Consider the following 21,923-nt stretch of genomic DNA (forward strand, 5'->3'; position numbering starts at 1 on the left):
ACAGCTCACGCCCGTCGATCGGATAGCTTGTAATGCTTTTCGGCGTTGCTGAATTAAGGTATGACTAAGCAACGCCGGCGATCGCACACGACCAAATAATTTCTTTGATTTTGATATGGAATTGGAACACCTCCAAATTTTAGGTAGTGAATTAATAATTGAATGGAATGTCTAAGCAACTTGTTGCCTGATTTAGAATAACAAAGAGTTTTTCGTTTTAAACGACGTAAATAATGTCTTAATCTTGTATTTTAGCCTTCAACTGCAAGTCATATAGGTTTTGCGGTGGGATTTGATCTTCATCGGCAATAAAGTTAGGGTAAACTTTCCAGCCATCTGTCACATAAAAATAGCATTTCCATTTATTAACAAGATTCCAAAGTGGTTCAAAGCTTTTACCACGCACGATCGCCTAATACCCATCCTAAAATACCTGGTTTAAAGTGGTCTACCGCCGTCGCTCGCCAAATTTTGTTTTTTTTGAGCCGACAAATGTTTCTAATTCATCTAATTCTCCCACTTCGGGAATTGTCTCGGGGTCATAAAAATATGGCAGGAGTTTTCCTACTTGTTTTACCAATTAATTATTGTTGTATGATGCACATTTTTGACTCTCTCAATTGCTCCAAAACCCATACCATTGACATACATTTTCAGACATTCACGTTTCACATCTGAGCGAGTAACCTTTATGAGGTTGATAGCAATCTATAAATAGTCTACCGCCGACACAAATATAATTTTGTTTACCTTTTTTATGACAATTTTTATTAACATGAGTTGACTGACATTCAGGACATTGCATAAGCTATTCGTTTTGTGAAGTGTTATTTTTGGGCGATCGCACTCTCAATTGATCGTACCCTAATTCAGCAACGCCGCGTCTTTCTTTTACTCTTTACATTACGAGTTGTTCGTCATGCGCTCCCCAAATTTCAGCGGTTACAACCACAAGAACTTCCCTTTTTTTGAGTGGGTTAACTGGGGAAGTTATCGATAAAATTATACCGGAAAGAGTGAGCGAGAAACAACCCAAGAGTTGTGAAAAAGCCTGTTTCACAATTTCGGTCTAAACAAGTTAAACACAGAGGTACTGGAATCATAATGAATGCTGCTGTATTTATTATTTTAAGCACTGCATAGCGTTAACTGAACCGTATTGGGCTATAATTGGCGTTTCGCTAAAATTTTCGCTTCAGTGAAGATTTTTCGCAACTGGGGTGCAGATGCTGCGGGTTGGCAGCTTTTGCCTTCGAGAGTTTATCCCAACGGAGGCAATCAGAAAGATTAGTTAACAGTTGACTGTTGACTGTTCTGAAATGCCTCAATCTAAAATCTAAAATTGCCCAATGGATTGCGCGATGCTGAAGATGATAGCAGCCAAACCTGCTGCGATCGGAATTGTCACCAGCCAAGCCGAACCAATTGACAGCAAAGTTTGCAAGCGTACTGTTTTCCAAGCTTTGATCAGCCCGACTCCGACGACTGCACCCACTAAAGCGTGGGATGTGGAAACTGGCAAACCGAAGCGGGATGCTAGCAAGACTGTGGTGGCTGTGGCTAATTCCGCGCAAAATCCGCCACTGGGTTGGAGCTCGATGATCTTTTCGCCGACTGTGGCAATTACATTTTTGCCCCAGATGGCTAAACCGATGACTATTCCTGTGCCTCCGACGACTAAAATCCACAGGGGCACGCTGAAATCCTCTGAGGGAAAGGAACCTGTGCGCCGGATGTAGGCGATCGCAGCTAGGGGAGCAACTGCATTTCCTACGTCGTTGGAACCGTGGGAAAATGCTACAAAACAGGCGCTCAAGACTTGAAATCTCGCCATTTGTTGCTCGACGAGAGAGTGGCCCAGTTTCGGAGTTTCGGAGGGGGGGAGAGTGGGAGGGGGGGAGAGTGGGAGAGTGGGAGAGTTTGTGTTTGTACTTCTTCCTTCTTCCTTCTTCCTGACATCCGTTACATCCGTTACATCCGTTACATCCGTTACAGAATCCGTTGCCGAACTTCCTTCTTCCTTCTTCCTTCTTCCTTCTTCCTTCTCAACTGATTCTAATTTTTTCCAGCTATTGAGTGTCAGGCCGATCGCCCCAATACTCCCGATGCCAATGACAATATCGTGAATGGGAAGATTCCAGCCAAATCGATCGTGCGCGGCGGCGATCGCCCCTGTCTGCACCAAAGCGACATTCACAACAGACGGCAGTACAATTATCCCAAATACGCTCAGCATTGCTGCACTCAGCCAAGGTATCCACTCGCGCAGTTGAAATAGAGGATCTGGCCGATCGAGAATCCAATATTTCACCCCACTGTAAAATAGCGCTGCTAAAGCACCGCTGGCGATCGGTGTCGCCACCCAAGTTAGGGAGATCGTGCCGATGGTTCGCCAATCAACTGCATTAATTCCGGCTGCAACACAGCTAAAACCCGCGATCGCGCCCACCACTGCATGGGATGAAGAAACCGGCAAACCTCGACTGGTAGCGATTTGCAGCCAGATCCCGCAAGCTATCAGCACTGACACCATCCCGATTAAAAATACTTGCGGTTTGGCCGCGAACACTTGTGCATTCACAACTCCTGTTGCCAGAGTTTCGGAAACTCCTTGGCCGAACAGCACTGCGCCGGAAAATTCCAGTATGCCTGCAACAATTATTGCCTGCCGCAGCGTTAGCGCCTTCGAGCCTACGGATGTCCCCATCGAGTTAGCGACATCGTTTGCCCCCAAGTTGGCGGCGACGTACAAGGCCAGTGCAGCCATTGCCCCCAGTTGCAGAAATACGACCCCAGAGCTATCTAACATAGAATTTTTTTGACATAAAAGGGGCATTTCGATATATGATAAGGGATTGTGAGTTTTGGTAAATCCCATGAAAGGCGCAGAAATAATCCGTTCTATCGAAACGGAAGAAATAAATAGAGTCAAGCAAGAACTTAATAAACAACTCCCCGAAATTTACGTGGGCGACACAGTGCGAGTCGGCGTGAAAATTAAAGAGGGTAACAAAGAACGGGTTCAGCCCTACGAAGGGACTGTGATTGCCATGCGCAACGGCGGGATTAATGAAACAATCACCGTCCGCCGCGTGTTTCAGGGCGTCGGAGTGGAACGGGTGTTTTTGATTCACTCGCCCCGCATCGCCACGATCCAAGTGATGCGCCGCGGGAAAGTCCGCAGAGCAAAACTTTACTACCTGCGCGATCGGGTGGGCAAAGCTACTCGCGTCAAACAGCGGTTCGATCGCTCCCTGTAGGAATGCACCCAGCTTTCCCTTGGTTCATGGTTCATGGGAAATTGAAAAAAATCAAAAAAAAGTTTTCCATTTACGAGCGCACTGTGTTAAAATAGAAATCTAGAGGTTAAGCGAATTTCAGCAACCTCACCTGTGCGCTCTTAGTTCAGTTGGTAGAACGCAGGTCTCCAAAACCTGATGTCGGGGGTTCAAGTCCTCCAGGGCGCGCTGAATCACCAAACTTTAAATTCTGCCCGAAAGCGCCCGGATTATTGGCTGGCAACAGTCAAAACCGCAAACTTTCGGGTAGAATTAATTTTTGTGGGCGGTTCGCAAAAAATGCCATCAACAAATGCTCGGTGTGGCTTCTCGATCGTCGGTTGCGGCGATCGGGATTTACGCCGTTGATTGGTTGGGCTTGTAAAAAAGTCGTGGCTTTAGATTAGAGATTTGGGACTTGGGCGTAAGTGGTTAGTGTCACAAAATCTGAGAGCCGCGGGCCACTCACACCATCTAAAATCTAAAACCTAAAATCTAAAATCGCAAGGGGGATTGAATCGTGGCGAAAAAAGACGAAGCTCAAGAAACTCAAGAAATAACGGCGCCTGGGTTTAACCCTGCGGGTTTTTTTAAGGAAACTAGAGAAGAACTCGACAAAGTGGTTTGGCCCAGCAGGCAGCAGCTAATCAGCGAGTCTTTGGCCGTGCTTTTGATGGTAATCCTCTCAGCAAGCCTGATCTATTTGGTGGACAATTTCTTTAACTGGGGCGCGGGAAAGGTGTTTGGGCCATGACTTTTGCATCAGAAGAATCTGAGTATTCCACAGAAGCGACGGGACAGGCAGCATCGCCAGAGGTGCCGGAGATTGATGCTCGCTGGTATGCTGTTCAAGTTGCCTCTGGCTGCGAAAAGCGCGTGAAGGCAAACTTGCAGCAGCGGATTCAAACTTTGGATGTTGCCGATCGCATCGTTCAAGTCGAAATTCCGCAAACTCCGGCGATCAAAGTCGGCAAAGACGGTTCCAGGCGGCAGTCAGATGAAAAAATCTTTCCCGGCTACGTACTCATCCGTATGTTTATGGACGAGGATACGTGGCAGGTGATCAAGAATACCCCGAATGTAATTAATTTTGTCGGGGCAGAGCAGAAACGCCGCTACGGGCGCGGCAGGGGTCACGTCAAACCGCTACCTCTGAGTCATTCGGAAGTAGAACGGATCTTCAGAAACGCTCAGGAATCAGAACCAGTTGTCAAAGTATCGATGTCTGCTGGAGACCACGTTGTGGTACTTTCCGGGCCGTTTAAGGATTTTGAAGGTGATGTGATTGAAGTTAGCCCGGAACGAAACAAGCTCAAAGTTTTACTCTCGATTTTTGGGCGCGATACGCCTGTAGAATTGGAGTTCAATCAGGTTCAGAAACAGAACTAACTAATGGCAAAGAAAGTTGTTGCAGTAATTAAGTTGGCGATTACGGCGGGAAAAGCCAACCCAGCTCCTCCGATCGGCCCAGCTTTGGGTCAGCACGGCGTCAATATTATGATGTTTTGCAAGGAGTACAATGCTAGAACCGCAGACCAAGCGGGTCTGGTGGTTCCGGTAGAAATTTCGGTTTTTGAAGACCGCAGTTTTACGTTTATTCTCAAAACTCCGCCGGCGTCGGTTTTGATTCAAAAAGCGGCTGGCATTGCTAAAGGTTCGGGAGAACCTAATCGCAAGCAAGTAGGGACGATTACACAGGCTCAGTTACGAGAAATCGCTGAAACCAAAATGCCTGACCTCAATGCTAATGATGTTGAGGCTGCTATGAAAATTGTGGCAGGAACGGCTAAAAATATGGGCGTGGCGATCGCGGATTAAAGTCAGTTGTCAGTTGTCAGTTGACAGTTGGCAATCGGTAATTCCCAGTGTTGAAGCTCAAATCTTCAATCTAAAATCCAAAATCCAAAATCCAAAATCGATCGGTTCAGGGGGAGAAGCAAAGCTTCGCTAGTAACCGAAAACTGATAGATTTTAAGATTGGCTGATAAGTTCAATCTAAAATCTAAAATCTAAAATCTAAAATCGACTGACCCCAGGAGATAACAATGGCAAAGAAAGTATCGCGAAGACTGCAAGAACTTCAAAAGAAAGTTGAAGAGAGACCTTATCTACCGCTGGAAGCTCTGCAACTTTTGAAAGAAACAGCAACCGCTAAGTTTGGCGAATCTGCTGAAGCTCACATCCGTTTGGGAATTGACCCGAAATATACTGACCAACAGTTGCGGACAACTGTATCGCTACCAAAAGGAACTGGTCAAGTAGTCAGAATTGCGGTGATTGCTAAGGGCGAAAAAGTTAAAGAAGCTCTGAATGCCGGCGCGGATATTGCTGGTTCTGAAGAGTTGATCGATGAAATTCAGAAGGGCATGATGGACTTCGATTGCCTGATTGCTACCCCAGACGTGATGCCGTTGGTGGCAAAATTGGGTCGGTTGTTGGGCCCGCGCGGTTTGATGCCTTCTCCGAAAGGTGGCACGGTGACGACTGACATTGCTCAGGCGATCAACGAGTTTAAAGGTGGTAAACTAGAATTCCGTGCCGATCGAACTGGCATCGTTCATGTTATGTTTGGCAAGGCAGCTTTCTCAGCGGAAGATTTGCTGGTCAACCTTCATGCTTTGCAAGAAACTGTTGATCGCAACCGTCCTTCTGGTGCTAAAGGTCGCTACTGGCGCAGTTTGTACGTATCCGCAACAATGGGCCCGTCGATCGAAGTCGATATCAGTGCCCTGCGCGATACCAAACTTGATGCTGCGTAGAAAGAATTAAGCAGAAGGCAGTAGGTAAAAGACAGCTTCGGCTGTCTGTGTAAATCTCTCACAAGACTTACGCCAGACCCCTGCTAATGTCTGCCTTCTGGTGATAGCCTAATCAAAAATCAATAAGCTGAAGACCGCAGGTGCCGACCGCTTAATTTCCTGCCGAGGCTGAAGAAATAAAAACTCAAGACTCAAAGATTAGAAATTTTCTATTTTTAATTCTGACTTGTTAATTTTTAATTCTCTGCCCCGGCTCTAAGGTCGGGGTTTTTGGTGGGCAGTTTTCGATCCTAAAAGGAGGTGAAATAAGTATGGGCAAAAGTTTAGCAGTAAAAAATGAGATTATTGCAGACCTCAAGCAAACCTTGAGCGAATCTCAACTGGCGATCGTGATTGACTACACGGGCTTAACTGTTGCTGAAATCACAGATTTGCGTCGGCGTTTGCGTCCGAAAGGCAGCAGTTGCCAAGTGGCAAAAAACACGCTGATGCGAATTGCTGTTGAAGGCAACGAAACCTGGCAGCCGATACAGGAATTGCTGACTGGTACGTCCGCGTTTCTGTTTGTGCAAGAAGATATTGGCGGCGCGATTAAAGCTTACCAAGAATTCCAAAAAGCTTCTAAGAAGAGTGAACTTCGCGGCGGCGTGATGGAAGGACGGGTGCTGAGAGAAGCTGATGTTAAAGCATTAGCCGATCTGCCGTCGAAAGAACAACTCATGGCTCAAATTGCTGGCGCTATCAACGGTGTCGCAACCAAGTTGGCTGTGGGTATCAATCAAGTTCCTACTTCGATCGCTCGCGGTCTTAAAGCTTATGCTGAAAAAGACGGCGACTCCGCAGAAGTAGAAGCACAACCTGAAGCAGAACCTCAAGCAGAAGCAGAAGTAGAAGCACAAGCACAACCTGAAGCAGAAGCAGAAAGCGCATCTGCGTAAGTCATTAGTAATTAGTCGTGAGTTATGAGTCGTTAGTTTTGAGAAACAAACTGATGATTGGAGACGAGAGACTAATAATTAATGAGCAATCGAAAATCTCAAATTCCAAATCTACAATCGAACTAGGAGTTCAAAAAATGTCTACAGCAACTGATGAAATCTTGGATAAACTTAAGTCTCTGACTTTGCTCGAAGCTTCAGAATTGGTCAAGCAAATTGAAGAAGCTTTCGGCGTCAGCGCTGCTGCTCCTGTAGGCGGCATGATGATGATGGGGGGCGGCGCTGCGGCCCCTGCTGAAGAAGTAGAAGTACAAACTGAGTTCAGCGTGATTCTTGAAGAAGTTCCTGCTGACAAGAAAATCGCAATTCTGAAAGAAGTCCGGGCTATTACCGGTCTGGGTCTGAAGGAAGCGAAAGACTTGGTAGAAGCTGCACCGAAGGCAGTTAAGGAAGCTATTGCTAAGGAAGCTGCTGAAGACATGAAGAAACAGCTTGAAGCTGTGGGCGCAAAGATTTCTATCAAGTAGTTAGAGAATGTAGTTGATATCAATTCCAGTGAAACCGGAATGATGGTTGACTGTTGACTGTTGACTGTTGACTGTTGACTGTTAACTGTTGACTGTTGACTGTTCCCTAAATTTAATCGCGCGATAGTTACATCTCTCGCGCGATTAATTATTTTTTGCGTAGGGAAACGGCATTGCCGTGTCCTCTTTCACCAGGGCGATTAATTATTTTTTGCGCTAGGGAAACTGCATTTCCGTGTCCTCTTAGATTTTAGAGGCGGCTTCCATTTGCCGCACTACTGTTAAAGCAGAATAGGAAACGCCGGCAGTTCCTTCTCCGGGATGGGTGGAGTCGCCCACTAACCACAAGTTTTTAATTGGTGTGCGGTTGGCAAATCCGAAGGGCCCGAAGGTTGGTATTCGTTGACCGATGCCGCCGACAACTCCTCTATCTCTCGCCGTGTAGCGGGCAAAGGTGCGGGGTGTGGCGGCTTCTTGATGTACGATCGACTCTGGCGTCAAATTGAAATATTCGCTCAAACGGGCGATCGCCCCTGCGGTATATTTTTGCTTTAATCCTTCATAATCAACGGAATTCCACCACATTCGAGTATCAGTAAATGACGAAGCGATAATTGTCGCCATTCCCTGCGGTGCTCGGCCATCACCCGGATGGCTGACAGAAACAAATAATGAATTATTCTCCCCAATCTCGCCGTCGTAATCGTATAGAAACTGAAGGTGCGGCGGACAATTTGCGGGAATTGCGCTTTCATGCACTCCTAAATATATCACGAAAGCACCGGATGCGGGCGGCAATTTATCTACTCGATATTTGTAGCCTGCCATTTGATTTGGGAGTTGGTTTGTTGTCTCTGAAGTATCTGATTTAACGGATAAATTATCTGTTAAATTGCCGACGATCGGCTCGCTTGACATCAATTTAACTAGATTTTGCGCGGTCACGTTGGCAACAATGCGATCGGCTGTTTCTGTCCAAACTTCGCCGCTTTTTTGATTGCGAATCACTGTACCGGTGGCTTTGCCATTTGCTATGACAATACTTTCAACTGTGTGCCGCAACAGGACTTTGCCGCCGTCTCGTTCGATCGCCTCTACCAGTCGATCGCTCAATACCTGCATACTTCCTTCTAGATGATACAATCCCTGCGGCTCTTGCGAAACTCCTAAAGCCGTCGCCGCGTAAAGTAGCGCCGTTTCTTCGGTATCAACTTGAGAATACAATTTTAACTGCAAATCCAGAAAAGTTTTCAAGCGCAAATTGTCGCCCAATCCACAAAGCTGCAAAGCATCTCCCACTGTCATAAAAGTGAAAGGCAAAGTAATTAGAGTATCGGGGCGAACTGCTTGAATTAATTGCCAGAAATCCCATAAGTTTCTGGGCGGTAAAACTGGATCGCGCCCTTGAAATTTCCAGCTAGCATTGAACAATGCAGACAATAATTGCCAAAAAGGTTCGCTTCCAGGAAACTGTCGCTGTCTTTCTTCCTGCCACTTTTGCGGATCTCGCCACACGCTAATCGGGGCGGTTTCTCCCGGCAAAAACACCGCACAAGCCGGGTCGCAGGGTGTCGCGGCGGGGAGTTCTATGTCTAATTCTGAAAAAATTCGGTGATGAATGCCTCCGGGTTCCAATCCTGCAACCTGCGTGGCGCCGACATCGAAGGTAAAGCCTTTGCGTTTGAAGGTGGAAGCGCATCCTCCGGGGACGATCGCCTGGTCTAAGACTAGCACTTTGTATCCTCTGCGGGCTAGCAGGGCGGCTGCTGTCAGCCCGCCGATGCCGGCTCCAATTACCGTGACGCGGCTCTTAGTGTCTGCTGGATTGGATTTGCTAAAAAGGGTAGGAGCGATCGTCATAATTTATTTATTGTAATATTTCTTAATATTATTATCATATATTACAAAAAAAAGCTTCGACAGGTTTCAATCTGTCTATGGAGTGCGAGCTCGGACTGGGGAGGGGGAAGCATTGGGGCATAAAATCAAAGGTTGGAAACATGAATTGTCGCTCCTCGGCATCAACCCTACATCTGGCGACATAGTAGGAGATGATTTGTTGGAGATGTATCTTGTAATTTTCACCTGCTATACTGAGCCGATCGCACATCACTTGCATGGCTTTTCAGAGCAAGCCCTTCCTTAGAATAGATACTTTTGCAAAATCAGGTGTAGTTTAGCTTAATTATTTTTTAAATAAGGTTGAATCTAATGAGTTTGAATACTTGTGAAATTTGCGGCAATTCGCAAGATAACACCATTTATAAAATCGAACTCATTCAATAATTTCCGGGTTTATATAACAACCCATTTGAGTATATTGAATGCAGTGAATGCGCTTGCTTGCAAATAGTGAAGGTTCCCCAAGATTTGTCACAATATTATTCATTTAACTATTACTCTTTACAAATCCCTAACGTTAAAGAAACCAAGGGCTTATTTAGATTTATGAAGAGTAAAAGAGCAGAAAATTACCTTGGTAACAAAAACTTCTTGGTAGAAACTTTATCAAAGATATACGGACTTCCTTATTATTTTGACTGGCAGATCGAGGTCAATGTGACATTGGAATCGAAAATATTAGATGTTGGTTGCGGTACGGGGGATCTTTTGCTGCGTCTAGTCCAAGAAGGTTTTTTGAACCTTACAGGACTCGATCCTTTGATTGAAGTTGATATTTTCTATAAAAATGGTGTCAAGATTCTTAAAAAAGAAATAGCGGAACTAGAAGATCGGTTTGATTTGATTATGCTGCATCATTCTTTTGAGCATATACCCCAACCGAAGGAGGTTCTAAAAAATATATGGCGACTGCTAAAACACGATCGGTATGCTTTGATTAGAATTCTTGTTACCTCAACGCGTGGCGAGAATATGGTGTCAAATAAGGTCAAATTGACCCTCCGATTCACTTGTTTTTACACACTCAGAAAAGTATGAAATTACTAGCAAATGAGGTGGGATTTTCAATAAAAGATATTGTGTTTGACTCGTGGGAGTTACAATTTCTCTGCGGTAGAGAGTTTTCTGATTTTTCCGATCTTGAGCTTAAAGAATTTAAACTAAAAGCTGAGGAATTAAATAAAAATAATGACGGCGATCGGGCTGCTTTTTATTTGTACAAACCGTGAAAAAATCGATCGCGATCGCGCGCGATCGATTTCTCTGCTGATTTAGAATCAGGGACGCCGCCACTTGTTGAGATAAGCTTCGCCAATCCCAGCCACAGCCTGCATTTGACCTAGCTGTTCCCGTAAAGCTTTGATGGTTCTTAGCTGTTCTTGAGACTGTTGCTGCAAAGCTTCGTAATTTCGCTGTTTCGCCGCACTCTGGCTCAATTGATTTTCTAGAGATTGCAACTTGCTTAGTTGAACTTGGAATTCTCCGATCGCACTTGACTTTTCGGCTAACTGGTGCTGCAAAGATTCGTAACTCGACGGCGACACGGTTTGCTGCAATTGCTGTGCCAAAGTTTGCTTTTCGGTAGCTAATTGCTGCTGCAACGATTCCAGAGAACTTTCTCTTTCGGCGACTTGCTGCTGCAAAGATTCCAGAGCACTGGATTTTTCTGCTAGCTGCTGCTCAAACTCGTGTTCCCGGTGTTCTCTTTCGGCGACTTGCTGCTGCAAAGATTCCAAAGCACTGGATTTTTCTGCTAGCTGTTGCTGAAACTCGTGTTCCCGGTGTTCTTTTTCGGCGACTTGCTGCTGCAAAGAAGCGATCGAACTTTCGCGTTCAGTCAACTGTTGCTGTAAACTTTCGTAACTTGAATTCGGTACAGTTTCCTGCAATTGGCTTTCGAGATTTTGCTTTTCGGCGACTTGCTGCTGCAAAGAAGCGATCGAACTTTCGCGTTCAGTCAACTGCTGCTGTAAACTTTCGTAACTTGACTTCGGTACAGTTTCCTGCAATTGGCTTTCGAGATTTTGCTTTTCGGTGGCCAATTGCTGCTGCAAAGAAGCGATCGAATTTTCGCGTTCAGTCAACTGCTGCTGTAAACTTTCGTAACTTTCTTGCAGCGGATTTGGCTTTACACTCACCGAGTCCGATAGAGTTTCTGCCGTTACAGCGTCATTAAATTCGCTTTCTTCGGCTGTTTCCCCTTGCAAGTGGGCGGCCTCTACCTCCGTTTCTTCACCTTTTTTCCAAGTGACAGTAACTTCCGTCTTGTCCTTAGAAATATCCAGAGCGCCTTGTGCCAAGCGTTCTAGGAGTTCCGACCTTGATATTCCGAGCTTTCGAGCGATCGTGTTTAATCGATCGGCACTAGAAGAAGTCAGCGAAAGTCCGACTTTGACTTTACTTTCTGAATTGGAACTAACTACATTGCGATTTTTTTTGACCATTGGCATTTTCCTCATGCCAACCTACACTTATTAGTGTAGTGGCTGAAGCTTCTATTAAAATTAATTCTTGTTACTTACCAATTGTGCCAGCTTCTGTTCCCAATTGAACAAAAATCCGTGAATATACTCTTCAGTCCATTCCTCGCCGTAGAACCGCTTAAACATTCCCTGGCCCGGGTTTTTTTCGGAACGATACCGCAGATTCCACTGTTGAGCTTGTTAGATATTATCTAACTTTGTGCGCGATGTCACCGGTTCGGGGCGATCGACCAAATCGAAATCAGCGGCTAGATAGTCTTTGAACGCTGCAAAAACGCGAGTTTCCACAACTTCCGTTTCCTTCGGGCGATCCCACAGAAACGCCGACGAGAAAAACTGCTTAGCTTCCTCTGGAAAGTCGCCACCCCAGGGAAGGTGCGGTTGATGAGTTTGAAAAATTTGTTCGATCGGTCCAGTATACTTAGCCTGGTAGTCAGCGTCGCCGCCAAACAGAGGCTGCATATCCAAAGCAATTAAATGACCACCCGGCAGCGTTACCAAATCCGCTCCAAAAAACGGCAAATCAAAGTTAAGATGCCGGAAGAGCACAAAATTGAGAAGTTGCAAGCTGCTGTCGCCTTGAAGGTGAGCCGCCCGAAATTGCCACAGTTTCGGGAATGCAAAAGCGTAACAGGTAGTTACGATCTGCTGAGTTGGTTTTTTCCTTTTGGCCACTGTAGCTTCCTTGAGTTCAAACCCTTCTGGAATCGGGTAATACTGTAAGCCTAACGGATTTTTAATCAGAGCGATCGCCGCATCTAAAAAAGGCTCATCAAGAGTGATATTGATTTTAGATTTTAGATTACACCTCTTCAATTGACAAGTCTCTAGTAAGAAATAAAAAAAATCCTGTCTATTTTAGATTTGAGATTTTATCTACTCAATCGAGAGGTTTGTACTCAGGACTAAAGTCCTTATTGCCAACTTATTTTATTAAAAAATATATGTAAACTTAGTGGTCATCGCGAGGTCGTGGTTACAGCTAAAGGCAGAGCATCTTCAAACCAAAATTCCTCAAAAATTTATCACCCAACTCGTGATAGAATAACTGCTAAACAATCCCGAAGCCTGGTCTCTGTCTGCACTGTACTGGTCGCAATCTTTTGGATTTTTAACGATGCGCTGGATATTTTCTGGGTAGTCAGCGGTTGTGCTGACTACAGCATTTTCTAGTACAAATCCAAATAGTGTTTATAAGCTGTATATACCCGGTTTTATCCAGTTTTAGCATCAGTTTTAGCGAATCACAGCAAGTATCTATAAAAATAGTGATTGACCTCATAAAAATTGATTTAGAAATTTTGGCTCAAATCGTGGTACTTATCGCGGAGCGATTCTAGATGTTGAACGTATTTTGCTATATAAGCCTCATCTCTAAATAGTGGCTGAAAGTCGAGAAAAACCCAAATTTTCTTCTGGCCGAAAGACAAGAGGTCAATTCCCAACAGCGGCAAATCGTAAATGTGACTCGGATAAATCACGCAATTAAAAACTTGAGCAGATGCACCCGCATCGATGTAAGTGTAGCGGATTTTTTACAATCGCGCGCATTCGTAACACCCACTGCGGATAGTATCTGGGGTTTTGCCGCGCTCGCTGACATTGACTTCTAACCCGGAGGGAATGGGGCGACTTTGCAAACAAAGCTGTGAAACACCTCTTGCCTAGGTATTGCCGAAAAGGCTGGTACATGGCGAATTAATTCAGATGCCAAAACTCTTGCGATCGTCAAGGATGCCGATCGCGCCTGTCTCGTTTATTAGAAACAAAGTAACAATCCGTAACATGGTGAGCGCGATCGGGCTAATCTAGGGGCGGGTTTAAGGGTTTAAGGGCAGCTACCAATGTCTGCTTGATGTTGTAAGCCGTTGTTTTAAAGCGAAGCTTCCAAAGTCGCGCCTGCAACCCGATGATCTGGATCTTTTGCCAAATAGCTCACAGCAGCCCGAGCTTGAGGATTGTCAAATTTGCTCAGCGCGCGAGCAACTCGCAGCCGAATTCCCCAGTAATCCGAATTTACTAGAGGTAATAATTGCTGCAATGCCTCTTCTTGCTTCTCAGTATTTGCCAGCAGACCAAATCCGTCAATTGCTACTTCCTGAACTGCTAAATCTTCGCCGCCAAGACCGATCGCACAAATTTCAAATACTGCATCAGGACACTGCATTTCATACAGCGGAGCCATGATACTGCGGCGGACGAGCCAATTGTCATCGCGGCGAAAAGCTTCCACCAAGTGAGAAATTGCCTCGGTTCCGAACCTTGACAAAGAGTTAGCGGCTTCGGCGCGCACGTTAGGATCGCGATCGAACTGCATCATTTTTAACAGCGCCGCAAAAGCTTCCGCAGTTTGAGTCTGCCGCAATCCCATCGCCACCAACGATCGCACCATAAACTCGCGATCGTCCACTTTGCTCAGCAACATCGGCAGCGCCACCGCAGAATCGCAGTTTCTCAGAGCCGTTACCCCCCGCTGCCTCTCTTGAGCATCCGAACTTTGCAGCGCTGCTTGGATTTCGCTAATTTCCATAAGCCAATTAAAATTTACTTTTGTTACTTTTCTTTACAATTTTAGCAATTATTCCCGGATTTTGGGCAGATTAAAAAAAATTCAGTGAATTGAGAGATGTATTTATTCTGGTTATTATCAACAAACTGTGGGTCACCATCTTTACATTAATGATTTTGTTTTCCATTAGGAATACGATCATTTTTGCGGATGTTATGAGAGCCACATCTGGGACAGACTGGCTGAGAGTCTTCGACATCTATATATTCCTTAGCATTTTTAGGATAAGAGGATAAAGAGATTCTTCCATGTCCTAATCTCTATAAAAAGCGATGAAAAACTGCTGCTGCTATTAACACAAAGTTGTATCCGAGGCTGAATAAAAAATTTTGCGGGAATTTAATCTAAGCTTGGTATCAGTAATGCGCGAATCGGTCTTTACTTGAGTATTCGGAGGCATAAATTGTACTTTTAAAACAGGTTACAAGGCGCAGATTATTTACAATCAGCGGCTTGGATCGGTGCATAATATAATCAGTCTTAACCCCAACCATCGGAGAGAAAAGCGCAATTTAAAACCCTAATTGTCCCGCGCATAAAATCCCAAATGGTTGGCAATTGGACGTTCCTGCATGGGGATTTTATTCTGAATCGGAGCATTCAACAGTTTAGCTCCTGACCGCGATGCTACTGCAAAACTTACCGACCCGCCGCCATCTAAATTTAGCACTGTCTCGGCTCCCAACTGCATCGAAATATCTGTTATTTCGCTAAATTTCAGCCCTTCACTGTAAAGCCTCTGCTTGCCGTCTGCCAGAATTAACCACAACTTGTCGCCTGTTTTGTCGATCGCCGCGACTGCACGGGGATATGGCTTATCCTGTTTGCGTTCTTCCTGACTTTGTGCTACGGCTTTGCCATTTTTTACCAGCAAAGTATCTCCGGCAACTGCATAGGCTGTTCCCGCAGGACAAGTGCCGTTTTCGATGATTTGACCGCGGTTTTTGGCATCAAAACAAAGGGCGGGAAAGCCTGGATTTGGTTGAGAATAAGCTTGGCTTTTGGCAATGGCGTGTCCGACATTATTTACTCGATCGCCACTGCGGGGATAGTAATCCCAAGGTGCTTCCTCGATGCAGGGATAAAAAAAATTGCCGTTGACTGCTAATTGCAATTTAAATTCTTTCAGGAATTGAGTAGCTGTGCGGGCATTGGTTTCTGTTAAATCGGGTGTTGGGTTTCCGGGAGTGACAAAAATTCCTATTCCCGGCGCTTTTAGGTCGATGCTAAGAATGTGAATTAGGGTGGGACGCGGATTAGTCCGAAATTCCCTGCGGTAGGTTATTCCTTGAAAGAGCGATCGGGCTTCGTTTGTTTGTTCGGGGCGCAAAAAGTAGGGAATGTTGTAGAGTAGTATTGGTGCGAGCAATATTCCGAGACCGAGAATATGCCAAATTTGTTTAATCGTGGGTCGATAAGTCATACCATTTTAGATTTTAGATAGGGGACGGGGACACTGACATATTTATATATTTTCAAGCATCCTATACTAATATGAACAATTCTGATTTTAATGATTTTAGCAATCAAATTTTACGAAATCGATCGTTCCAAGGACAAGTTCTTAACGGTGCTGATTTCAGCGGTGCGGATGTTAGAGGCTGCAATTTTAGAAATGCTCAGTTAGCGGGTGCGAATTTTATCGGTGCGAAAATCGGGCTTTCTCGGCGACAGATAGCTGTTTTGAGTGCTGGGGCGATCGCGATTTGTTTGGTTGTGGGCGATGTTCTGACTCGACTGATTTTGGGAACTCAAGGACAAGTACCGGGTTCTGGCAGTTGGCCTTTTGTTCTGTTGCTGTACGGCGTTTTGAGCGCTGCTGGTTTAGCTTCGGCGATCGCCAGCAAACAGCCAAAAACCTCAAAAGCGGGTAGATTGGCACGAACAATTTCTGCTATTCTATCAGGAGCTTTGTTGGGATTTTTCTATGCTGGCACTGCAACTAATAATAATTCCCAGGCTGCTATTGCTGGAATGGCGATCGGCGGGATGTTAATGTTTTTTGTGAGTTCGCGGATTCGTAGCCAATTTCCACAGGTTGCGATCGCATCGGCTGGAAGTGTGGCGACTTACGCAGCGGCTTTTTTGTTCAGTGCAACGGCGAGCGCTTTTTTTAGCACTCACAAACTGTTTTGGGGTATGTGTTTCGGTTTGCTGTCGCTGCTGTATCTTTGGTTTGCGTTTGTGTCTTTCTCGGCTATTGTTCGAGAGATTGGAAATGCTGAGGGTACTTCGTTCAGAGGGGCAAATCTCGCTGATGCTAAGTTCGATATAAATTACCTCAATCTAAAATCTAAAATTTAAAATATAAAATTCCCCGACTGATATTCAAACAGCAATTTAGCCAGCAGAAAGCGACGCTTTGCTGCAAACGATGAGAGAGCAAATAGCCCTCGCAACTTTCAATCCCAACGACAGCGAACTGCTCAAAAAGATGGTCGAATGTATGGGAGATTCGCAGGGAATGGTGAGGCTGAGTTTAGCCGAAACTCTCGGTTCAATTGGCAAACTTGCAACTTTTTTTTGCTGGAAGCTCTAGCACATCACCCCAACCCTGTCGTGCGTAGAGCCTCTGCTAAAACGCTGACTCTCATTTGCGAGGCGATCGCCCGAACCACGCTGCTAGAAGCTTTTTTACACGATGAGGATCGAGTCGGGGGAGGCAGAGTGGGTACTAAAGACAAAGCCTGCGGTTTCCAACCGCGCCTACACAAACAAAACCCACTTGGAGGGCGTTAAAGAATTTTTACTCGATCGGGCCTTGACGTTTTCCTCTCAAAGTGAGAGTATAAACATATTACGAATTTGAGGGTTGGGTGAGAAACAATTATGCAAAACAAAAAAACAGATCAAAGAAAAACAAATGCACCTAATCTCGATCCGGAACCTCCGTAAAGATTCTGCCCAGTACCCCGATGTCAAAAATCAAATTGATAGCTGGAACGACACTATAAAGAAAGCAGAATGGCAGAATCTGGAGGAGGTTCGCAAGATTTACCGGGATGCCGAAGCAGTAGAAGACTTGACAGTCTTTAATATCAAAGGCAACGAATATCGCCTGATTGTCGGCATCAACTACGAGAACCAAACTATTTACTACAAATATTTCCTAACCCACGCTGAATACGACAAAGACAAATGGAAAAATGATCCTTACTTTTGATGGAGCCAGTTATAGCAAATTGCTTGCAGAAATTGCTCCTAGGGCGATCGAAACCGAAGAGGAATACGATCGCCTCCTGGCTGTGGCCGAACGGCTAACGTTCGCTAAAAACCTCACTCCAGAGGAGAGAGCTTTATACAAGTTGTTAGTCACGCTGATTGAAGTTTATGAGACAGAAAATTATCCGATGGACAAATCGGAGCCTCATGAGATTTTGCAACACATCATGGAATCCAGTGGCACCCGTCAAGCGGACTTGGTAGGTATCATTGGATCGAGCGGTGTGGTATCTGAGGTTGTCAATGGGAAAAGAGCGATTAGCAAGGCACAAGCTAAGGCACTAGGCGATTATTTTAAAATATCACCTAGCTTGTTCATTTAATTTGGAAATTGGGCATTGGGAATAGGGCATTGGTTATTTGTGATTAGAAAAACTACTAACCAGTAACCACTAACTATTACCCATGCCCGATGCCCGATGCCCATGCCAGAGGCATCTGGCCCTATGCCGGCAGTCCCTAAATGTTACCGATGGGAGTTGCGAAATTAAGGTATGATTAGTTCAAAGATAAATTTGGAAAAAACAATTAAGTGACCCTCCTAGACCATATCGCTGGCGATTGGTGTAGGTAGCTATGGTTTTCTAGTATTGGCATTATATCTGGGCGTTTATTCTCGGCGCGATCGCCCTAATTTACACTCCAACATTGAAAAGCGATCGCCCTTGAGTTTTCTAAAAGAATTCAAGGGCGATCGCTCTAATCAAAGTATTTATCTCATATCAGAGATTTTTTTGGCAAGCTGTTTTTTTTGCCTGAACAGCTTCTTTAACGGAGAGGGAGGGATTCGAACCCTCGTTAAGTTGCCCTAAACACACTTTCCAGGCGTGCGCCTTCAACCGCTCGGCCACCTCTCCAGGGCTAAATTAATTCATTTAGCCACAGCTAAACTATCTTAGCAGAACAAATCTGATTTGGGAAGGGGTAACGGCATAAATTTGCTGTTTAATGTGGGTAGGGTGTCAAACGGGCAGGCCGGATTCTCCTCCCTGTGTCGCAAACGCTTTCAGATAAAGGATTTTGCCCCGCAAACCCCAATCTAAAATCTAAAATCTAAAATCTAAAATTCCATGACTGACTCTTACACAATTAAAATTCATAACAGACAGACAGGCGATCGCCACACCGTGCGAGTACCCGAAGACCGCTACATCCTCCAAAGCGCCGAAAACCAAGGAGTAGAATTGCCCTTTTCCTGCCGCAACGGCGCTTGTACCGCCTGTGCGGTGCGCGTCAAGTCGGGGGAACTGCACCAGCCAGAAGCAATGGGGCTTTCGGTGGAACTGCAAAAAGAAGGTTATGCCCTGCTGTGCGTCAGCTATCCCCGTTCCAACATCGAGGTAGAGACGCAAGACGAAGACGAAGTGTACGAACTGCAATTCGGCCGCTACTTCGGCAAAGGTAAAGTTAAAGCCGGTTTGCCGTTGGATGAAGAATAAGGCAATTTGATAAATTATCAACTACCAATTATCCATGCTTTATCGATTATGTGCGATCGCCCTTTGTCTGTTGCTAGCTAGCTGCCAAAAACCAGAAATGCCCCAAGGTACGATCGCCAAAGTAGAAAGGGCCATCAGCGGCCAAACAATCGAAGTTATCAGTACAGCCGACAAAATAGCCTTATTAGAACAAATCAGGCTGATTGGTATTGATGCGCCGGATTTAAAACAGCAGCCTTGGGGAGAAGCAGCCAAACAAAGACTAGAACAGCTAATTGGGGGAAAACAGGTATTGTTAGAATCAGACATCGAACAGAGAGACGGGTTCGATCGCAAACTAGCCTACTTGTGGCAAGATAAAGTTTTGCTCAACGAACAGCTAGTCAAAGAAGGTTATGCCCTGGCTTCAGTGCGATCGCCCAACACCAAATACCAGCAGCGACTGGTGAACGCTCAAGAATGGGCGAGACTCATGGGTAAAGGCCTGTGGAATCCAGAACGAGCTTTGCGCCAAACTCCCGCAGAATTTCGCCAGCAAAATCGCCAATAGTCAGTAGTCATTAGTCATTAGTCATTTGTAAATGACTAAAAACTCCTCAGTTATAACTAATAACTACTAACGAGCAATGATTTCCTTCTTCCTTCTTCTTCCTTCTTCCTTCTTCCTTCTTCCTTCTTCCCTCTTCCTTCTTCCTTCTTCCTTCTTCCTTCTTCCTAATGACTGACAATCAACTGCAAAACTTCTTAGAAATAGCCACAGAAGCAGCCCTGGCCGCTGGTTCCGTCCTCCAATCTTTCTGCGGAAAATTAGAAAACATTCAAGAAAAAGGCCGATCGGGCGATTTAGTCACAGAAGCCGACAAAGCCTCAGAAGCCGTCATCTTAGAAATTCTCGGCCGCCACGTACCCGATCACGCCATCCTCGCGGAAGAATCCGGCAAATTAGGGGATGCCAGCAGCAAATACCTGTGGGCGATCGACCCTTTGGACGGTACAACCAATTATGCTCACCAATATCCTTTTTGGGCCGTGTCGATCGGACTGTTAATCGACGGCATACCACAAATTGGAGTAATTTACGACCCTTTTCATAACGAATTATTTCGGGCAGGCAAGGGATTGGGAGCAACCTGCAACCGGAAGCCCATCCAAGTTTCCCAAATCTCAGAATTGAGAACCAGCTTGCTAGTCACTGGCTTTGCATACGATCGGCGCGAAACAGCAGACAATAATTATGCCGAATTCTGTCACCTCACCCACCTCACCCAAGGCGTGCGGCGCAGCGGTTCGGCATCCCTAGACCTCGCACACCTCGCGATGGGGCGATCGGACGGATACTGGGAACGGGGACTCGCTCCTTGGGACGTAGCGGCCGGTGCAGTCATCGTCTCCGAAGCAGGAGGTCAAATTACAGCTTATGACGGCAGTGCCTTTGAGATGAACTCGGGTCGGATTTTGGCCACAAACGGCAGAATACACGGCGAACTCAGCAGCGCACTCCTAGCAGTTCCTCCCTTATCTTCCTGGAAGTAGCGCCCCCGCAGCCAAAGATGGGGGGTAGTACGGGGGTCACAACCCCTTGACTCAAGCTACATTAAAGGATAGTGAAAAGCCAGGAAAGGAAGAGTAAAAGTTATGTCTTTTGAAATGACAAAAGGGCTGTTCAAGTATGACTTTATTGATCAGCACGCAATTTTGGGAATTCCCTTAGACGCCGAGTTTAACGACATCCGCAAGCGCTACATGAAAATCGCCCGCCGCTTGCATTCGGATACTTGCTCTTTTGAAGACCCAGCCGATAAAGATTGGGCAAACCAATTTTTATCAAAAGTAGTCAATCCGGCTTACAACAAATTCTCTAAGGAAAGCGATCGCAAAGAATACAACCTGCTATTAGCAACCATCAGCAAGCGCCTCGTTAAAGAACAGGCGAAAATGCAAATCGAAAGCGCAGCAGCCAAACAGTTAGCTACGGCTCAAAATTGGGAAGAAGCTTACAAAACAGCAGTTAACAAACTCGCTCTCAAGCAGTACGAATCAGTTGAGGAAACGCAACAGGCGATCGATCAAATTAGCGAACTCAACATGGTTTACCTGCTGCGAAAAGAGCGCCTTGGCGGTGGTGGGGTTGCAGCCGGTTCATCTGCAAAAGCCACAACCCCAACTAGCACAGAAAAAACAGCAGCAGCAACCCCAGCCACCGCAACTCCCGCGGCGCCTCCTCCGCCTAAAGTCGAACCCCCAGACTCGCAGACTGCAGCCTATTGCCGCCGAGCTCAAGGATTTATGGACAGCAAAAATTACGCTAAAGCAAGTTTGGAGTTGAGGGAAGCCCTGAAACGCGACCCGAAACACAGCCAAGCCCACGCTATGTTAGCAATGTGTTACCTCGAACAAAATCAAGCCACAATGGCGAAACTTGAGATGAACAAAGCTTTGGCATCAAATCCTGAAGAACCGACGGCTTTGGAGGTTAAGAAAAAGCTGGAACAAGCTTCCGCAAAGGCCAAAAAAGGTGACGAGAAACCAGGATTTTTTGCAAGTTTGTTTGGCGGGAAGAAGAAGTGAGAAGTTGTGAATTGTGAGTTTGGAATAGTTAGAAAGTGTTGAAGAGCTGAGCAGTGGAGCTATCGGGATCAAAAGAATCCAGAGTTGGCGATCGCACATCGGAGCGCCGTCAAAATTAGACCGTCAGTGCGATCGTCCCGCGATCGCGGATGCTCCAGAAAGAACGGGACGATCGCACTGACGGAGAAAATGATTATTCCGATGCAAACGAAAACGATATGACGCCTTAATTTGTTAA

At 45.7% G+C, this 21,923-nt stretch carries 26 protein-coding genes, 2 tRNA genes, 2 pseudogenes and 1 other annotated feature; of the genes and pseudogenes, 21 read left to right on the plus strand and 9 right to left on the minus strand.

Going from position 1 to position 21,923, the window contains the following annotated elements; genetic code table 11:
- Nucleotides 1-53: 53 nt before the first annotated feature.
- Together QUA78_RS01935 and QUA78_RS01940 are read right to left on the minus strand one after the other, a co-directional pair.
- Nucleotides 54-805, minus strand: a pseudogene (locus QUA78_RS01935) (IS1 family transposase).
- Nucleotides 806-1,336: 531 nt separating this feature from the next.
- The gene (locus QUA78_RS01940; RefSeq protein ID WP_333304103.1) at nucleotides 1,337-2,809 is read right to left on the minus strand and encodes an inorganic phosphate transporter; all 1,473 of its coding nucleotides are present in this window, start codon (nucleotides 2,807-2,809) and stop codon (nucleotides 1,337-1,339) included.
- 67 nt (nucleotides 2,810-2,876) lie between these two features.
- Here QUA78_RS01940 and rplS point away from each other — a divergent pair, with 67 nt between their 5' ends.
- The 9 genes from rplS (at nucleotide 2,877) to rplL (ending at nucleotide 7,502) form a co-directional block, all read left to right on the plus strand.
- The gene (rplS, locus tag QUA78_RS01945) at nucleotides 2,877-3,260 is read left to right on the plus strand and encodes a 50S ribosomal protein L19 (protein ID WP_172186532.1); all 384 of its coding nucleotides are present in this window, start codon (nucleotides 2,877-2,879) and stop codon (nucleotides 3,258-3,260) included.
- A gap of 134 nt (nucleotides 3,261-3,394) precedes the next feature.
- Nucleotides 3,395-3,467 (plus strand) — tRNA-Trp (locus QUA78_RS01950).
- On the plus strand, nucleotides 3,438-3,647 hold the full coding sequence (locus QUA78_RS01955; RefSeq protein WP_333398535.1) for a hypothetical protein: 210 nt from the start codon (nucleotides 3,438-3,440) through the stop codon (nucleotides 3,645-3,647). Before QUA78_RS01950 ends, QUA78_RS01955 begins: the two co-directional genes overlap by 30 nt.
- A 151-nt stretch (nucleotides 3,648-3,798) precedes the next feature.
- Complete coding sequence (secE, locus tag QUA78_RS01960; protein WP_172186534.1) at nucleotides 3,799-4,032, plus strand: preprotein translocase subunit SecE; 234 nt, start codon at nucleotides 3,799-3,801, stop codon at nucleotides 4,030-4,032.
- Nucleotides 4,029-4,667, plus strand: a complete 639-nt coding sequence (gene nusG / locus QUA78_RS01965) for a transcription termination/antitermination protein NusG (protein ID WP_172186535.1) — start codon at nucleotides 4,029-4,031, stop codon at nucleotides 4,665-4,667. Before secE ends, nusG begins: the two co-directional genes overlap by 4 nt.
- Nucleotides 4,668-4,670: 3 nt before the next feature.
- Complete coding sequence (gene rplK, locus QUA78_RS01970) at nucleotides 4,671-5,096, plus strand: 50S ribosomal protein L11 (protein WP_006635588.1); 426 nt, start codon at nucleotides 4,671-4,673, stop codon at nucleotides 5,094-5,096.
- Nucleotides 5,097-5,323: 227 nt separating this feature from the next.
- Nucleotides 5,324-6,037, plus strand: a complete 714-nt coding sequence (gene rplA, locus QUA78_RS01975) for a 50S ribosomal protein L1 (protein WP_333185418.1) — start codon at nucleotides 5,324-5,326, stop codon at nucleotides 6,035-6,037.
- A 109-nt stretch (nucleotides 6,038-6,146) separates the two neighbouring features.
- Nucleotides 6,147-6,319 (plus strand) — a sequence feature (ribosomal protein L10 leader region).
- Nucleotides 6,320-6,348: 29 nt separating this feature from the next.
- Entirely contained in the window at nucleotides 6,349-6,975 is a 627-nt protein-coding gene (rplJ, locus tag QUA78_RS01980; protein WP_333398537.1) for a 50S ribosomal protein L10, read from the plus strand.
- A 137-nt stretch (nucleotides 6,976-7,112) separates the two neighbouring features.
- On the plus strand, nucleotides 7,113-7,502 hold the full coding sequence (gene rplL / locus QUA78_RS01985; protein WP_333305922.1) for a 50S ribosomal protein L7/L12: 390 nt from the start codon (nucleotides 7,113-7,115) through the stop codon (nucleotides 7,500-7,502).
- Between the two features lie 243 nt (nucleotides 7,503-7,745).
- Here the strand turns inward: rplL and crtD are convergent, their stop codons facing one another.
- A complete protein-coding gene (crtD, locus tag QUA78_RS01990) occupies nucleotides 7,746-9,362 on the minus strand; it encodes a C-3',4' desaturase CrtD (RefSeq protein ID WP_333305920.1) in 1,617 nt (538 codons plus the stop codon).
- 82 nt (nucleotides 9,363-9,444) lie between these two features.
- Between crtD and QUA78_RS01995 the strand changes: the two genes are divergently transcribed.
- The 3 genes from QUA78_RS01995 (at nucleotide 9,445) to QUA78_RS02005 (ending at nucleotide 10,633) form a co-directional block, all read left to right on the plus strand.
- Nucleotides 9,445-9,648 carry a hypothetical protein gene (locus QUA78_RS01995; protein WP_333305918.1) on the plus strand — a complete coding sequence of 68 codons (204 nt, stop codon included), beginning with the start codon at nucleotides 9,445-9,447 and terminating at the stop codon, nucleotides 9,646-9,648.
- A 206-nt stretch (nucleotides 9,649-9,854) separates the two neighbouring features.
- Nucleotides 9,855-10,442 (plus strand): methyltransferase domain-containing protein, encoded by a 588-nt coding sequence (locus QUA78_RS02000; protein ID WP_333305916.1) that lies wholly within the window; start codon nucleotides 9,855-9,857, stop codon nucleotides 10,440-10,442.
- Nucleotides 10,439-10,633, plus strand: a complete 195-nt coding sequence (locus tag QUA78_RS02005) for a hypothetical protein (RefSeq protein WP_333305914.1) — start codon at nucleotides 10,439-10,441, stop codon at nucleotides 10,631-10,633. Before QUA78_RS02000 ends, QUA78_RS02005 begins: the two co-directional genes overlap by 4 nt.
- A gap of 48 nt (nucleotides 10,634-10,681) precedes the next feature.
- Here QUA78_RS02005 and QUA78_RS02010 read toward each other — a convergent pair whose 3' ends face one another.
- The 5 genes and pseudogenes from QUA78_RS02010 to QUA78_RS02030 all read right to left on the minus strand — a co-directional run bounded on the left by QUA78_RS02010 (nucleotide 10,682) and on the right by QUA78_RS02030 (nucleotide 15,879).
- Entirely contained in the window at nucleotides 10,682-11,848 is a 1,167-nt protein-coding gene (locus QUA78_RS02010) for a ribbon-helix-helix protein, CopG family (protein ID WP_333398539.1), read from the minus strand.
- A gap of 60 nt (nucleotides 11,849-11,908) precedes the next feature.
- A pseudogene (locus QUA78_RS02015) lies at nucleotides 11,909-12,703 on the minus strand (phycoerythrobilin:ferredoxin oxidoreductase).
- Between the two features lie 476 nt (nucleotides 12,704-13,179).
- The gene (locus tag QUA78_RS02020) at nucleotides 13,180-13,368 is read right to left on the minus strand and encodes a hypothetical protein (RefSeq protein WP_333305910.1); all 189 of its coding nucleotides are present in this window, start codon (nucleotides 13,366-13,368) and stop codon (nucleotides 13,180-13,182) included.
- Between the two features lie 392 nt (nucleotides 13,369-13,760).
- Nucleotides 13,761-14,417: a HEAT repeat domain-containing protein gene (locus QUA78_RS02025; RefSeq protein ID WP_333305909.1), complete on the minus strand. Its 657-nt coding sequence runs from the start codon at nucleotides 14,415-14,417 to the stop codon at nucleotides 13,761-13,763.
- 559 nt (nucleotides 14,418-14,976) lie between these two features.
- Nucleotides 14,977-15,879 carry a phosphodiester glycosidase family protein gene (locus QUA78_RS02030; protein ID WP_333305908.1) on the minus strand — a complete coding sequence of 301 codons (903 nt, stop codon included), beginning with the start codon at nucleotides 15,877-15,879 and terminating at the stop codon, nucleotides 14,977-14,979.
- Between the two features lie 71 nt (nucleotides 15,880-15,950).
- On the opposite strand from QUA78_RS02030, the gene QUA78_RS02035 reads away from it, so the two are divergent.
- The 5 genes from QUA78_RS02035 to QUA78_RS02055 all read left to right on the plus strand — a co-directional run bounded on the left by QUA78_RS02035 (nucleotide 15,951) and on the right by QUA78_RS02055 (nucleotide 18,001).
- Nucleotides 15,951-16,760 carry a pentapeptide repeat-containing protein gene (locus QUA78_RS02035; RefSeq protein WP_333398541.1) on the plus strand — a complete coding sequence of 270 codons (810 nt, stop codon included), beginning with the start codon at nucleotides 15,951-15,953 and terminating at the stop codon, nucleotides 16,758-16,760.
- 58 nt (nucleotides 16,761-16,818) lie between these two features.
- On the plus strand, nucleotides 16,819-16,995 hold the full coding sequence (locus tag QUA78_RS02040; protein ID WP_333305658.1) for a hypothetical protein: 177 nt from the start codon (nucleotides 16,819-16,821) through the stop codon (nucleotides 16,993-16,995).
- Nucleotides 16,980-17,195 (plus strand): HEAT repeat domain-containing protein, encoded by a 216-nt coding sequence (locus QUA78_RS02045; protein WP_333398543.1) that lies wholly within the window; start codon nucleotides 16,980-16,982, stop codon nucleotides 17,193-17,195. Before QUA78_RS02040 ends, QUA78_RS02045 begins: the two co-directional genes overlap by 16 nt.
- Before the next feature lie 124 nt (nucleotides 17,196-17,319).
- Nucleotides 17,320-17,619 (plus strand): type II toxin-antitoxin system HigB family toxin, encoded by a 300-nt coding sequence (locus QUA78_RS02050; RefSeq protein ID WP_333305654.1) that lies wholly within the window; start codon nucleotides 17,320-17,322, stop codon nucleotides 17,617-17,619.
- On the plus strand, nucleotides 17,603-18,001 hold the full coding sequence (locus tag QUA78_RS02055; protein WP_333305652.1) for a transcriptional regulator: 399 nt from the start codon (nucleotides 17,603-17,605) through the stop codon (nucleotides 17,999-18,001). Before QUA78_RS02050 ends, QUA78_RS02055 begins: the two co-directional genes overlap by 17 nt.
- Nucleotides 18,002-18,450: 449 nt before the next feature.
- Here QUA78_RS02055 and QUA78_RS02060 read toward each other — a convergent pair.
- Nucleotides 18,451-18,535, minus strand: a tRNA-Ser gene (locus QUA78_RS02060).
- Between the two features lie 213 nt (nucleotides 18,536-18,748).
- On the opposite strand from QUA78_RS02060, the gene QUA78_RS02065 reads away from it, so the two are divergent.
- The 4 genes from QUA78_RS02065 (at nucleotide 18,749) to QUA78_RS02080 (ending at nucleotide 21,685) form a co-directional block, all read left to right on the plus strand.
- A complete protein-coding gene (locus QUA78_RS02065; RefSeq protein WP_333185390.1) occupies nucleotides 18,749-19,117 on the plus strand; it encodes a 2Fe-2S iron-sulfur cluster-binding protein in 369 nt (122 codons plus the stop codon).
- 34 nt (nucleotides 19,118-19,151) lie between these two features.
- On the plus strand, nucleotides 19,152-19,667 hold the full coding sequence (locus QUA78_RS02070; protein WP_333305650.1) for a thermonuclease family protein: 516 nt from the start codon (nucleotides 19,152-19,154) through the stop codon (nucleotides 19,665-19,667).
- 167 nt (nucleotides 19,668-19,834) lie between these two features.
- On the plus strand, nucleotides 19,835-20,650 hold the full coding sequence (locus QUA78_RS02075; RefSeq protein WP_333305649.1) for an inositol monophosphatase family protein: 816 nt from the start codon (nucleotides 19,835-19,837) through the stop codon (nucleotides 20,648-20,650).
- A 102-nt stretch (nucleotides 20,651-20,752) separates the two neighbouring features.
- A complete protein-coding gene (locus tag QUA78_RS02080; RefSeq protein ID WP_333305648.1) occupies nucleotides 20,753-21,685 on the plus strand; it encodes a tetratricopeptide repeat protein in 933 nt (310 codons plus the stop codon).
- Nucleotides 21,686-21,923: the final 238 nt, after the last annotated feature.

The organism is Microcoleus sp. K4-B3, assembly GCF_036704615.1.
GTDB lineage: Bacteria > Cyanobacteriota > Cyanobacteriia > Cyanobacteriales > Microcoleaceae > Microcoleus.

Excerpts from the sequence above, each read along its gene's own strand:
- QUA78_RS01940 (WP_333304103.1), bottom strand. The coding sequence starts at position 2,809 with ATGTTAGATAGCTCTGGGGTCGTATTTCTGCAACTGGGGGCAATGGCT.
- rplS (WP_172186532.1), top strand. The coding sequence starts at position 2,877 with ATGAAAGGCGCAGAAATAATCCGTTCTATCGAAACGGAAGAAATAAAT.
- QUA78_RS01955 (WP_333398535.1), top strand. The coding sequence starts at position 3,438 with ATGTCGGGGGTTCAAGTCCTCCAGGGCGCGCTGAATCACCAAACTTTA.
- nusG (WP_172186535.1), top strand. The coding sequence starts at position 4,029 with ATGACTTTTGCATCAGAAGAATCTGAGTATTCCACAGAAGCGACGGGA.
- rplK (WP_006635588.1), top strand. The coding sequence starts at position 4,671 with ATGGCAAAGAAAGTTGTTGCAGTAATTAAGTTGGCGATTACGGCGGGA.
- rplA (WP_333185418.1), top strand. The coding sequence starts at position 5,324 with ATGGCAAAGAAAGTATCGCGAAGACTGCAAGAACTTCAAAAGAAAGTT.
- rplJ (WP_333398537.1), top strand. The coding sequence starts at position 6,349 with ATGGGCAAAAGTTTAGCAGTAAAAAATGAGATTATTGCAGACCTCAAG.
- rplL (WP_333305922.1), top strand. The coding sequence starts at position 7,113 with ATGTCTACAGCAACTGATGAAATCTTGGATAAACTTAAGTCTCTGACT.
- crtD (WP_333305920.1), bottom strand. The coding sequence starts at position 9,362 with ATGACGATCGCTCCTACCCTTTTTAGCAAATCCAATCCAGCAGACACT.
- QUA78_RS02005 (WP_333305914.1), top strand. The coding sequence starts at position 10,439 with ATGAAATTACTAGCAAATGAGGTGGGATTTTCAATAAAAGATATTGTG.
- QUA78_RS02010 (WP_333398539.1), bottom strand. The coding sequence starts at position 11,848 with ATGGTCAAAAAAAATCGCAATGTAGTTAGTTCCAATTCAGAAAGTAAA.
- QUA78_RS02025 (WP_333305909.1), bottom strand. The coding sequence starts at position 14,417 with ATGGAAATTAGCGAAATCCAAGCAGCGCTGCAAAGTTCGGATGCTCAA.
- QUA78_RS02030 (WP_333305908.1), bottom strand. The coding sequence starts at position 15,879 with ATGACTTATCGACCCACGATTAAACAAATTTGGCATATTCTCGGTCTC.
- QUA78_RS02035 (WP_333398541.1), top strand. The coding sequence starts at position 15,951 with ATGAACAATTCTGATTTTAATGATTTTAGCAATCAAATTTTACGAAAT.
- QUA78_RS02050 (WP_333305654.1), top strand. The coding sequence starts at position 17,320 with ATGCACCTAATCTCGATCCGGAACCTCCGTAAAGATTCTGCCCAGTAC.
- QUA78_RS02055 (WP_333305652.1), top strand. The coding sequence starts at position 17,603 with ATGATCCTTACTTTTGATGGAGCCAGTTATAGCAAATTGCTTGCAGAA.
- QUA78_RS02065 (WP_333185390.1), top strand. The coding sequence starts at position 18,749 with ATGACTGACTCTTACACAATTAAAATTCATAACAGACAGACAGGCGAT.
- QUA78_RS02070 (WP_333305650.1), top strand. The coding sequence starts at position 19,152 with ATGCTTTATCGATTATGTGCGATCGCCCTTTGTCTGTTGCTAGCTAGC.
- QUA78_RS02075 (WP_333305649.1), top strand. The coding sequence starts at position 19,835 with ATGACTGACAATCAACTGCAAAACTTCTTAGAAATAGCCACAGAAGCA.
- QUA78_RS02080 (WP_333305648.1), top strand. The coding sequence starts at position 20,753 with ATGTCTTTTGAAATGACAAAAGGGCTGTTCAAGTATGACTTTATTGAT.